A 12,121-nucleotide genomic window follows, 5' to 3' on the forward strand; every position below is an offset into this window, starting at 1 on the left:
TATGATAGTTAGGGACCGTAATGTAAGTCAATAGTCTGAACGGATATTCCCGTAAAATAATTAAGGTTTTTATGGGTTAGCGAGAATTCGCCAGTTTTGCAGCGTTTACCAATTGCTGTTTGTAGAGAGACAATGTGCGCACAATCACTTGGGTGTCATCCATGGATTTTGCCAGTAACAATGCACCTTCGAGCGTGGTGATGTACAACTCGGCCCAGGCGATGGTGTCGAAGTGGGGGCTACCTTGCTCTTGCTGTAGCCGCTGGAGCATGTTGATCAATTCCTGGCGCCAGGCCTGGAAATAGTTGCGTGACACCTCAAACAGGCCAGGGTGGGTGTCTGCCAGGCCCATGGTGAAAATGGCCAGCATGCAGCCCTGGCTGAGTTGCGGGTCTTGGTAGCTTGTAATGGCGTGATCAATATAAGCGGTGAGCAGCTCAAGCTGGCTTTGATGGTGAGCCGGGTCAAACAAGTGTTGCTGGCGCTCCATTGCATCCTGCCAGAACTGTTCTAGTACCGCTTCACCCAAGGTTTCCTTGTTGCTGAAATGATGGAAGAAACCGCCCTTGGTGATATTGGCCTGACGGCATACCATGTCGATCGACATAGCGTTGAAGCCGCGTGAGAGGATTAAATCTCTGGCGATCTGCAAGATGCGCTCACGGGTGGATGCAATCGGCTGGCTGGACATAAAGAGGTTCCGTCATCTTCCTTTTGTATGGCAATGAATTGTGCTACTTGCTGCTATTGACAAATCTGTATACCGGCATAACATACCAACTGGTTGGTATTCTATACAATGAAATGGATAAAGCAATGATGATGCGTTCGATGTCACGAGTATTGCTGGTGCTTGGGGTGGTGTGCTCAGGCTGGATGTCCGTGGTTGCCAATGCAGAGGTCACGGACCAAAAATGGCAGGCCATGCATCGTGATCTGTTCCCGGGTAAAACCTTGCAACAAGCGGATTTCATCAAGATCACCGCACCCAAGCGTGCGGAAAGTGGTGCTCAAGTGCCGTTTGCTTTTTCCGTGGATTACCCTGTATCTGAAGGGCAATACGTGAAAGCGGTTTCCGTGATTGTCGATGCAAATCCGGTACCGCTCGCTGCCGTGTTCCATTTCAACCCTCAGAGTGGCAAGGCTGAAGTAGCGACACGCATTCGTTTGGAAACAGACTCATTAGTACACGTGGTTGCCGAAACCAGTGATGGCAAGTGGTATGTGAATGCCGCACCTGTGAGGGCCAGTGGTGGCTGTGGTGGCACGATAGATGGTGATGAGACAGCGGCGCGCCAGAGTGCGGGCAAGATGCGTCTAGCCTTGGATAGTGAAGCAACAGAAGGGGCATTGCACTATGCCAGGTTACAGATCAAGCATCCGATGTTCACGGGCTTGCAACGTGATCTCGTTTCCCAAGGCTTCCGCCCTGCTTATTATGTGGAAAAGATAGAGGTGCAATATAACGGCGTGACGGTGTTTCAGGCCGATACCTATATTGGCATCAGCGAAGATCCAAATATTCGCTTCCCCTTCATTGCCAAAGGCGATGGTGCGTTGACGGTGACCATACACGACAACGAAGATAACGAATTTCACCATAGTCTTGCCGTTAAACTATAAACATTCAACGGTGATGGGCAGCGGGCTGCTGGTGGCACTGGGCTTGGGCCTCGTGCCATTGGTGGCCTGGCCTGCCGGAGTAGATAGCCACATCCGCACCCTGGCGGCCTCTTGTGCCGCATGTCACGGCTATGAAGGCAAAAGCCTGGGAGCAATTCCTAACCTGGCAGGGCTGGCGCAGGAGCGATTTCTCGCCAGTATGCAGCGTTACCGCGATATGCCTGATGACGGTAGCGTCATGAACCAGCATGCCAAGGGCCTGACCTGGGAAGAGATTGAGGGGCTTGCCCATTATTTTTCTGGCTTGGCTGATGTCGATCACCCTCCCGCCAATGCCAAATCTTCGCGTCAATGAAGCGTCGCCATTTTAATCAATTAGCGTTGGCCAGCCTGATCTTGCCCGGTGCCTGGCGCAATATTGCGCGGGCTGCCAGTGCACCGCGGGTGGTGGTGGTTGGCGCCGGGTTTGCTGGTGCCACGGTGGCCAAGTATTTACGGGTATGGAGCCACAACAGTATTGAAGTCATTCTGGTTGAGCCTGGGCGGGCTTTTGTCTCCTGCCCGGTAAGCAATCTGGTACTGGGTGGCAGCCGGCAAATGCAGGATATTACGCATTCTTATGATGAGCTGATCAAGCGTTATGGTATCCAGCTGGTGCAGGCCAGCGTCAGCGCGATTGATACGGCACAACGCCAGCTCCGCCTGGATGATGGGACCACGCTGCGTTATGACAAATTGGTGCTGGCACCTGGTATCAGCTTTGATTACAGTCGCTTGAATGCCATGGCTGGCGTGCCCTTGCAAGAGCGGTTCCTCCATGCCTGGAAGGCCGGGGTCCAGACCTTGGCATTGCAGCAGCAATTGCAGGCAATGCGGGATGGAGGCGTATTTGCCATTACCATCCCTGCCTTGCCCTATCGCTGCCCGCCTGGGCCATATGAGCGGGCATGCCAGGTGGCGTATTACCTCAAGCGGCATAAACCGCGGTCCAAGGTATTGGTGTTGGATGCCAATCCGGCAATTACCTCCAAGCGTGCCTTGTTTGAGAGAGCCTGGGCTGAACTTTACCCTGGCATGGTCGAATATCATGCTTCCAGTGACCTGAATGCGATAGATTCAGATCGACAGACGCTGAACACCACCTTTGAACGCGTCAAGTTTGATGTGCTCAACCTGATTCCTCCGCAAACGGCGAGCAGATTGGCCTTGGATAATGGCCTGGGTAATGCTGGTGGGCGCTGGTGCGATGTTGATTACGTGACTTACGAATCCCGCCAGGCGCGGCATGTGCATATCTTGGGCGACGCGCTTGATTCCGGCTTGCCCAAATCTGCCCATATTGCCACCTCGGAAGCCAAGGTGTGTGCCAGTGCGATTATTGCCTTACTCGCTGGCGAGGCCCCTGATCCGGCCCCAGTGTTTGCCAATACTTGCTATAGCTATGTCAGTGCAGAAGAGGCGATGCATGTTGCCAATGTGTACCGCTTTGATGCTGCCAGTCGAGAAATGAAGCCTGCGCCGGGTGGTGGTGTCTCGCAGGCAAGATCCGCCAGTGAAGTGCAGGAGGCACGGTCATGGGCCGTGAATATCTGGCACGACGTACTGGGTTAGGGAATACTCACTTAACGCGGATGCTAGGCATTGACCAGGCAGTTACGGCCACGCTGTTTGGCTTGATAAAGCCGCTGGTCGACCTGCTCGACAAAGCTAAGTGCCTGCTCCTGGTGGGTGGGGATCATGGTGCCGGCCCCCATGCTGAGGCTGAGTATTTGTCCACTTGGCGAATTCGCATGTGGTATTTGCGCCTTGAACAGCAGGTTGCGACAACGATGAGCGACCAGTTGCGCTGAGGCGGCATCTGTATCTGGCAGGATCAGCACAAACTCTTCCCCGCCAAAGCGAGCAAAAAAATCCCTGGCACGCACAGCGCTACTGGCAAGTAATGTAGCGACTTGTTTCAGGCATTCATCCCCCTGCAGATGCCCATAATGATCGTTGTACTGCTTGAAGTAATCAATGTCGAACATGATGAGGGAAAGCGGGCTGCCATGGCGCCTGGCTGTCGTCCACTCTATCTCCAGCACCGAGTCGAACATACGGCGATTAGCAACACCAGTGAGGCCGTCTTTGAAGGAAAGTTCTTCCAGTTCCTTTTGCAGCTTGAGAAGTTGTTCCTCGGTTTTCTTGCGTTCGCTGATATCAAGCATGAAACCGACCAGTGACTCGACTTCTCCTGCTGCATTGCGGATGACATGCACCACATCCCGTATCCAGACATAGCGCCCATCCTTGGTCAAGGCGCGGTAGTCTGCCTCATGATCAGTCCCTGAGCGGGATTGTGATACACAGAAATCCACTACCCAGGCCTGGTCTTCAGGGTGCATGCGGCTGGCCCAATCCTGTGCGCTTACCCAGCTATCCTGGCTCCAGCCTAATAAGGTCTCGATTTGGGGGCCTATATAAGCAAAGGTCATGGTCTGCCAATCTATTTTCCAGGGAATGGCCTTGGTGGACTCCAGCAGGGTTTTATAAACATCGTGGTTAGTGGTCTGTTCTGTACTCATGATGGCTTGGTCTTGAATCAATAATGGCTGGCATATGGCGATTGATATTCATGGATAAGCGAATTACATGCCATGTCTGCAAAGGGAATTTGTGATAAAAATGATAAAAATTAGTGGGTTAAATGAGATTCAGGGCAAGAAAAGCTGACGAAGGTGTTGAGAATTTGTCAGCGCGCAGGCACTGAGCTCTTGGAGGATAAAACTAGTCCTCCCAGAATGGCAGCGATACCGAGCGCGTGGAATAGGTGTAGGTTTTCTCCCAGAAACAGCACGGAAAGCATGCTGCCGAAGACCGGCATGAGGTGGATAAACAAGCCGGCGCGCGCTGCTCCTGCGCGCGTTACCCCAATGGTATACAGCGTATAGGCAATCACTGAAGGGAAAATGCCAACGTAGGCGAGTGCCAGCCAGGTGTCATGGTTCCATTGGGGCGCTGGCCCAGTGTGCGTTTCCCAGGCATAGAGTGGTAGCAGCAGGAGAATGGCGATGAAGATTTGCATGCCCATCAAGCCAATGCGGTTGATGGTGACGGGCAACTCACGTAACCACAGGGTATAGAGCGCCCAGCAGATCATCGCGGTAAAAATCACCAGGTCGCCACCAGAAAAATCCAATGTGGCTAGCCTAGACCATTCTCCGTGCAAGATGATGGTGAGGACACCAGCAAATGACAACGCTAACCCAAGTAGTTGCAGCAGGTGCAGTGGCAGGCGGTAAAACAAGGCACCAAACAGCAGGATCAGGATAGGAATGCACGAGTTGAGCAGGATGCCATTGGTGGCGGTGGTGTAATGCAAGCCGCTGTAAACCAAGGTGTTGAATGCTGCAACGCCTACCGTGGATACTGCCAACAAGCGCCAGCGATATTGCCAGTAAAGTCGCCAATCACGCCGCATGGCAGGGAGGGCGAATGGCAATATGCAAACAAAGGCGATCACCCAGCGTCCGAGAGACAAGGTCAGTGGCGGGATGTTTGCATGCACTGCACGGCCCACAACAAAGTTACCTGCCCAGAACAGGGGCGGTAACACCAGTACCAGCATAAGCAGGATAGGTGAAATAGGACGATTGCCAGATGTTGGGGTAGACATGGATATCAATCAATTTTCCGTGGTCAGTCAGGTGCTGCTGGGGCATCATTAAACCATGGCTGCATCACCGCTTGGGCGACATCAAGAAATGCGCGCAGCTTCGGTGGCATAAAGCGCTGGCGTGGATAGACCAAGTGTACCGGGTCATGCCGAGCCTGCCATGCGGGGAGTACACGCTGCAGTTCACCGATGATCATGCCAGGCTTGCAGATATAGGTGGGAAGCAGGGCGACGCCTTGGCCATTCAGCGCCATATGCCGCACGATGCCAATGCTATTGGCGATGGTGTGACCCGATAACGGGATGGTGATGCTGTCGTTGCCACGACGCAAAGTCCATGCGTCGCGCCCCATCGGGCTGAATTGCAGGCAATGGTGTTGATTAAGGTCTTGCGGATTCCGCAATGGCGGCGCTTGCTCTAGATATTCCTGGCTGGCAAAGGTGGCCCAGCACGCATTGCCCAGCGGTTTGGCAATCAGGCTAGAGTCACCCAATTCGCCTGTACGAATGGCGGCATCTATGCCCTCGGCCACCAAGTCAACATAGCGCTCGGTCAGCAGTAGCTCCAAGGCTAGCGCTGGATATTGTAATTGCACTTGATTGACCAGCCCGGCTAGTAGGCTATCGCCGAGATCGGCAGGCGCAGACACCCTGAGCTTGCCTTGCGGTGCTTGTCGTGCGGCATCAATGGCGGCTTCAGCTTCCAGCATATAGCCTAGCCCAAGGGAGGCATGCTCGAAATAAGCTTGTCCAGCCTCGGTGAGGCTTAGGCGCCGGGTAGTACGTTGTAGCAGGGTGATGCCCAGGCGCTGCTCCAGCCTCGCAACACGGGTGCTGACGGTAGAAGTGGGTAACTGCAATTGCCGGGCCGCAGCACTGAAGCTACCGGCCTGTACGACTTTAACGAAGACAGCAGCTTCGTTGAAATCCATGATTGTTCCATTTGTTGAAAAGTAATTTCATATTTAACCATCTAGTGCGGTAAAAGTCTTGTCCTTATAGTGGGAGCCATCAACATTAACCACAGGAGGCAGCATCATGAAAAAACTAGCATTCATCAAGCGCAGCAATGGCCGTCATTGGGTGGGCGATGGTTTTCCTGTGCAGAATATTTTTTCCTATCGTGATATTCACGAGGAAATGTCCCCTTTCCTGCTGATGGATTATGCAGGCCCTGCCGAATTCGAGCCGACTGAAAAGCGGCGTGGCGTCGGTCAGCATCCACACCGTGGTTTCGAGACCGTGACTATCGTCTATGACGGGCAGGTTTCCCATCATGATTCCACCAATGCGGGTGGCACTATCGGCCCTGGTGATGTGCAATGGATGACGGCGGGCGCGGGCATCGTGCACGAGGAATATCATGGCGATGACTATGCCAGGACTGGCGGTGCTTTCGAGATGATCCAGCTTTGGGTCAACTTGCCAGCCAAGGACAAAATGACCAAGCCAGGCTATCAAGGCATTACCAGCGGTCAGGTGCCTGTAGTGGCATTGCCTGACAATGCAGGCAAGGTGCGGGTGATCGCCGGGGATTACCAAGGCAATCGCGGGCCAGCCCATACCTTTAGTCCCATGAATGTGTGGGATGTACGTCTCAATGCCGGTAGCACGACTCGGTTTACATTACCTGAAGGTCATACGACTGCCATTTTTGTGTTGCATGGTGCCGTAGGCGTGGGCGATGTACACACCATACGCCCGGCAGAGCTTGCTGTCTTGCAGCGTGAGGGCAATGAGCTGGTATTGGAAGCAAGGCAAGACAGTACCCTCTTGCTGCTGAATGGGGCACCACTGAATGAACCGGTGGTTGGCCATGGCCCCTTTGTCATGAATAGCTGGGAGGAAATCGACCAAGCGATCAGTGACTACAACAATGGCCGTTTTGTGACTACAGAAGTTTAATGACCAATCGTCAATTGACAAGGAGAAACCCATGACTAAGCCATATGTACGTCTTGATCGCGACAATGCTGCTGTATTGCTGGTAGACCACCAAGCGGGATTGTTGTCCCTGGTGCGTGATATTGAGCCAGACAAGTTCAAGAACAATGTGCTGGCATTGGCAGATGCGGCCAAGTACTTCAATCTGCCGACCATCTTGACCACCAGTTTCGAAACTGGTCCCAATGGTCCGCTGGTGCCGGAGTTGAAAGCGCTATTCCCGGATGCACCTTATATTGCGCGTCCAGGCCAGATCAATGCCTGGGATAACGAAGACTTCGTCAAGGCAATCAAGGCCACGGGCAAGAAACAGCTGATTATCGCTGGCGTGGTGACCGAGGTATGCGTTGCTTTCCCGGCACTGTCCGCCATTGAGGAAGGATATGAAGTCTTCGTGATTACCGATGCTTCGGGTACTTTCAATGCCATGACACGCGATGCTGCCTGGGAGCGCATGACAGCCGGAGGCGCTCAGCTGATGACCTGGTTTGGCGCGGCTTGCGAGCTGCATCGTGATTGGCGCCGTGATATTGAAGGCTTGGGTAGCCTGTTCTCCAATCACATTCCTGATTACCGCAACCTCATGACAGCCTATGACACGCTGACAGCAAAATAAGCAGAGGCAGGCCATGATCACAAGCCATAGCCACAGTGATCATGGCCTGCGTTTGCCTCAAGTTCAGAAGCGCGGATGGAAAACTGTAGTGAGTGGCAATACCTGATGGGCAGTACAAAAACAATTGAATTCATTCTGGGCTGATTTACACTGATGCTGCGTGCAGTCTGGCCCTTTTTTAAAATTAAGGAGCTTTATCATGCAACATCATATTCATCTCGTGCCTGCTATGGCACTGCTGTTTTCCACCTTGGGCATATCTGCAGCCTGGGCTGAGGGTTCTACCAAGCCAGTGACAGAGCAATTGGTGGATACCCTGACCCAGCTTTCAGGTGGGCCACATCCTGGTTTCCGTTCCAATCATGCCAAGGGTATCGTTGTTGAGGGACATTTCACCCCGGCAGCGAGTGCTGCTGAGATTACCAAAGCCGAGATATTCACCCAGTCACATCCGGTGGTGGTGCGCTACTCCAATGCGACTGGTGTACCCAATATTGCAGATAATGATGGCAATGCTTTTCCCAAAGGCATGGCGATCCGCTTTCAATTGCCAGAAGATGCCAGTGCTGACCTGGTGACGATTTCGGTCAATGATTTTCCGGCAGCCACGCCAGAAGAGTTCCTGGGGTTATTGCAGGCAGTAGCTGCTTCAAGCAATAGCCAGGCAAAGCCTAAGCCGGTCGAGACTTTTCTGTCACAGCATCCTGCTGCATTGCGTTTTGTGACCACGCCAAAATTATTACCCGAGAGCTTTGCCACGCAGCCCTTTTTTGGCGTGAACGCTTTCAAGTTCACCAATGCGCAGGGTCAATCGCGTTACGGACGCTACCGGATTGAACCGGTCGATGGGTCAAAGTTCGTCAGTGCAGATTCGGCCAAGGCTGTAGATGGTGATTACCTCATGCATGAGTTGCCACAGCGCCTGCAACAAGGGGCTTATCGTTACCGTATTTCTGTGCAATTGGCCGAGGCTGGCGATGAAGTAAATAACGCAACCGTGATCTGGCCGGAAAGTCGCCAGGTTGTCGAGTTGGGGACCTTGACCATAGACAAGTTTCGCACTGACGGTGCAGCGTTTGAGAAAACCGTGATGTTCAGCCCACTCAACCTGGTGGAGGGCATTGAAGCCAGCAATGATCCCATTCTGCTGGCACGCCCTGCGGCTTATAGCGTGAGTTTCAGCCGTCGCCTGCAATAGTGGCTGCTAACTGCAAAAGCATGGAGGAGCCTGCAAGCTTGCCAGGTTCCTCCAGCACATGATTTGGTACCTTGCTCAGGCTAGGCTTATAATCGCCGCATGATACGACGCATCATTTTCTTGTGCCTGCTGCTAGTCTTGCCGCTCCAGATGTCCTGGGCGGTGGCTGGTGTTTATTGCGGCCATGAGCAAGGAAGTGCGGCGCAGCATTTTGGTCATCATGAGCATGAGCATCATGACCTCGCAGCAGATAACCAGCCTGATCAGGCTGGCACCCAGGTAGACCGCGATTGCGGTTACCACCATCAGGCCACCTCCCAGTGGCTGCCCAGCATGCACCACACACCTGCCGTGTTTGTCACTGCCCAGGATTTATCGTTACTACCTGTGTCATGGCATTCCCAAGCTATTCTGGAGCGGCCTGAACGCCCCAAATGGTTACTCGCCGCCTAACGCGGCGAGTGCACATGCTTACCTGATTTTTCACTGGCAAGACGTCGCTCGCCCAATCCGTGATCAACGATTGGAGAATTGCGATGAAACACCTGATCTGCTTGCTTTGCCTGGCAGCCATGCTCACCAGCCTGATGGCGAGGGCCGATACCTGGGGCTCTGCACCATCACACGACACAACACTTTTAGCATATGAGCCGGATGCCAGCCTGACCTTGGCGCAAGCCTTGCAGCTGGCATTGCAGGCTAACCCCGAGCTTGCAATTGCAAAGCGCGAGGTCGATGCCGTGACCGCGAGCCGTATACAGGCTGCGCTATTCCGCAACCCCGAATTGTCGGTCGAGATGGAGGATGTTCGGCCATCTTCGCGCCAGACGACCTATTGGTTGGGCCAACCTTTCGAGCTTGGGGGCAAGCGTGGTGCACGTATCGAGACTGCCGAGCGCGCCCGCGATGTTGCCAGTGCTGATTTGCATGTGCGCCTGGCCGATATGCATGCTGATGTGGTGCAGCGGTTTTATGAAGTGCTGGCTGCGCAAGAGCGTTATCGCCTGGCGCAGAGTTCCATGGAGCTGGCCAATCGCGGGTTGGATGTTGCTGCGCGCCGTGTCACTGCAGGCAAGGTCTCGCCGGTGGAGGAAACACGGGCGCGCGTGGCGGCCTCTGGCGCGCGCATTGAGCTGACCCAGGCCAATGCCGAGCTGGTCAACGCCAGGCGGCGCCTGGCCGCCTTATGGGGCAATGCCGTGCCGCGATTCACCGAGGCGCTCGGCGAGCTGGATCTCCTGCCTGAGCTGCCGTCCCTATCCAGCCTGGATGAAATACTCGACCAAGCTCCCCAGGCATTGCGTGCGGAACAAGAAATCCGGCACCGCGATGCCATGCTCAAGGTGCAGGAAAGCAAGCGTTATCCAGACCTGATCCTGCGTAGTGGCGTACAGCGCAATGAGTCCGCGGCTGATACTGTGGGCGTGCTAGGTGTGGCTCTCGCCATTCCGTTGTTTGACCGCAATCAGGGCAATATTCAGGAGGCCAGGGTGCGCGTGGATAAAGCGCGCGATGAGCGATTTGCACTCAATGTGCGCCTGCGTAATGAGCTATCGCTGGCGCATCAACGCCTGGCTGCCTCTTTGCAGGAGGTGTCTTCCATTCGCGATGACATCCTGCCGGGCGCACAAAGTGCCTTGGATGCGACCACCAGAGGGTTCGAGCTGGGTAAATTCAATTTCCTCGATGTGCTGGATGCGCAGCGTACCTTGTTCACGGCGCGTGGCCAGTATATCCGCGCCCTGGGTGAGGTACAGCGATCAGTGGCTGATGTCGAGGCCATCCTTGGGCCGCAGGGCGCTGCATTATTTGCATCCATGCATGGACAGCATTAGGGAACACATCATGAACAAGCAGCAAAAAATCATCATTATCAGTATTGTCGCTCTCACCGCCTTGCTGGCCTGGGTCGTACTCAAGCCTGTGCAGCCGAGTGATACTGCCACCACCACAACACCTCATGAAGCTGCGTCAGAACATGCTCATGACCACTCTTATGACCACTCTTATGACCACGCTCAGGCAGGCGATACGCACGACGACGAGGATGTTGTGACCTTGAGCGATGCGCAGGCGGCTTCTGCCGGGATTGTGCTTGATATGGTCAAGCCTGCCCATATTTTTACCATGTTGACCTTGCCGGGTGAAATTCGCTTCAACCAGGATAGAACCGCTCATATCGTCCCCCGCGTGGATGGCATTGTGGAAGCCGTGACGGTTGATCTGGGCCAGCAGGTGAAGAAAGGCCAAGTCTTGGCAGTGCTTGCCAGCACGGGGGTTTCTGAATTACGCAGCGATGCGCTTGCAGCCCAGAAGCGCCTAAGCATGGCGAAGACGATTTATGCCAGGGAAAAGGAGCTGTGGGAGGACAAGATATCTGCCGAGCAGGATTACTTGCAGGCGCAGCAAGATTTGCAGGAGGCCGAGATTGCCGCGCAGAACACGACGCAAAAGCTGCATGCCCTGGGTGCAGGTACATCGGCCAAGGGCGGCTTGAACCGCTATGAGCTGCGTGCCCCGTTTGATGGCATGATCGTCGAGCGTCACCTCTCGCTGGGGGAATCTGTGCAGGCGAATGCCAATGTGATGACGCTGGCTGATCTTTCCTCGGTATGGGCTGAGATCGTGGTATCAGCCAAGGACTTGGGCACGGTGAAGGTGGGGTCATCCGTGACCGTGAAGGCAAGCGCATTCGAGTCGCAATCCAGCGGGGTGGTGTCCTATGTGGGCTCCCTGCTTGGTGAGCAGACACGCACCGCAACCGCGCGCGTCACCCTGCCTAATCCTGACCTGGCTTGGCGTCCCGGCTTGTTCGTCAATGTCGAGATCGTGGCGGGCGAAGCGAATGTGCCGATGGCGGTCACCACCGAAGCATTGCAGACCGTGGAAGACCGCGAAGTTGTCTTTGTACAGACCGCGGAAGGGTTCAGGGCTATGCCAGTGAAAACCGGGCGTAGCGACGGCAAGATGGTCGAGATCGTTGAGGGCTTGCAGGCCGGGGCCGCTTATGTGACCAAAGGCAGTTTCACGCTCAAATCCGAGCTGGGAAAATCTGCCGCTGAGCATACGCATTGAGCGGGAGAAA

At 54.5% G+C, this 12,121-nt stretch carries 13 protein-coding genes; 9 read left to right on the forward strand and 4 right to left on the reverse strand.

The features are described from left to right. Positions 1-76: 76 nt before the first annotated feature. Complete coding sequence (locus tag ACIKP9_RS10860) at positions 77-691, reverse strand: TetR/AcrR family transcriptional regulator (protein ID WP_400882591.1); 615 nt, start codon at positions 689-691, stop codon at positions 77-79. 125 nt (positions 692-816) lie between these two features. Between ACIKP9_RS10860 and ACIKP9_RS10865 the strand changes: the two genes are divergently transcribed. The 3 genes from ACIKP9_RS10865 to ACIKP9_RS10875 are packed head-to-tail and all read left to right on the forward strand — an operon-like array spanning position 817 to position 3,234. Beyond that, positions 817-1,623, forward strand: a complete 807-nt coding sequence (locus tag ACIKP9_RS10865) for a quinoprotein dehydrogenase-associated SoxYZ-like carrier (RefSeq protein ID WP_400882594.1) — start codon at positions 817-819, stop codon at positions 1,621-1,623. 13 nt (positions 1,624-1,636) lie between these two features. After that, entirely contained in the window at positions 1,637-1,978 is a 342-nt protein-coding gene (locus tag ACIKP9_RS10870; protein WP_400882597.1) for a c-type cytochrome, read from the forward strand. Beyond that, entirely contained in the window at positions 1,975-3,234 is a 1,260-nt protein-coding gene (locus ACIKP9_RS10875; protein ID WP_400882600.1) for an FCSD flavin-binding domain-containing protein, read from the forward strand. The genes ACIKP9_RS10870 and ACIKP9_RS10875 overlap by 4 nt, the downstream gene beginning before the upstream one ends. Before the next feature lie 23 nt (positions 3,235-3,257). Here ACIKP9_RS10875 and ACIKP9_RS10880 read toward each other — a convergent pair whose 3' ends face one another. The 3 genes from ACIKP9_RS10880 to ACIKP9_RS10890 all read right to left on the reverse strand — a co-directional run bounded on the left by ACIKP9_RS10880 (position 3,258) and on the right by ACIKP9_RS10890 (position 6,210). After that, on the reverse strand, positions 3,258-4,187 hold the full coding sequence (locus ACIKP9_RS10880; RefSeq protein WP_400882603.1) for a diguanylate cyclase domain-containing protein: 930 nt from the start codon (positions 4,185-4,187) through the stop codon (positions 3,258-3,260). Between the two features lie 167 nt (positions 4,188-4,354). Beyond that, a complete protein-coding gene (locus tag ACIKP9_RS10885; protein ID WP_400882606.1) occupies positions 4,355-5,278 on the reverse strand; it encodes a DMT family transporter in 924 nt (307 codons plus the stop codon). Positions 5,279-5,301: 23 nt separating this feature from the next. Next, positions 5,302-6,210 (reverse strand): LysR family transcriptional regulator, encoded by a 909-nt coding sequence (locus ACIKP9_RS10890; RefSeq protein WP_400882609.1) that lies wholly within the window; start codon positions 6,208-6,210, stop codon positions 5,302-5,304. A gap of 106 nt (positions 6,211-6,316) precedes the next feature. Here ACIKP9_RS10890 and ACIKP9_RS10895 point away from each other — a divergent pair, with 106 nt between their 5' ends. From ACIKP9_RS10895 to ACIKP9_RS10920, 6 genes are all read left to right on the forward strand, one after another. Continuing rightward, entirely contained in the window at positions 6,317-7,183 is an 867-nt protein-coding gene (locus ACIKP9_RS10895; protein ID WP_400882612.1) for a pirin family protein, read from the forward strand. A gap of 31 nt (positions 7,184-7,214) precedes the next feature. Further along, a complete protein-coding gene (gene ycaC, locus ACIKP9_RS10900; protein ID WP_400882615.1) occupies positions 7,215-7,838 on the forward strand; it encodes an isochorismate family cysteine hydrolase YcaC in 624 nt (207 codons plus the stop codon). Between the two features lie 229 nt (positions 7,839-8,067). After that, positions 8,068-9,036 carry a catalase family peroxidase gene (locus tag ACIKP9_RS10905; protein WP_400883363.1) on the forward strand — a complete coding sequence of 323 codons (969 nt, stop codon included), beginning with the start codon at positions 8,068-8,070 and terminating at the stop codon, positions 9,034-9,036. 99 nt (positions 9,037-9,135) lie between these two features. Continuing rightward, positions 9,136-9,489, forward strand: a complete 354-nt coding sequence (locus tag ACIKP9_RS10910; protein ID WP_400882618.1) for a hypothetical protein — start codon at positions 9,136-9,138, stop codon at positions 9,487-9,489. 83 nt (positions 9,490-9,572) lie between these two features. Beyond that, entirely contained in the window at positions 9,573-10,871 is a 1,299-nt protein-coding gene (locus ACIKP9_RS10915) for a TolC family protein (protein WP_400882620.1), read from the forward strand. A gap of 10 nt (positions 10,872-10,881) precedes the next feature. Beyond that, complete coding sequence (locus ACIKP9_RS10920) at positions 10,882-12,111, forward strand: efflux RND transporter periplasmic adaptor subunit (protein ID WP_400882623.1); 1,230 nt, start codon at positions 10,882-10,884, stop codon at positions 12,109-12,111. The last annotated feature ends 10 nt before the right edge of the window (positions 12,112-12,121 follow it).

Origin of the sequence: Methylobacillus methanolivorans (genome assembly GCF_044751345.1) — a bacterium.
GTDB classification, from domain to species: Bacteria; Pseudomonadota; Gammaproteobacteria; order Burkholderiales; family Methylophilaceae; genus Methylobacillus; species Methylobacillus methanolivorans.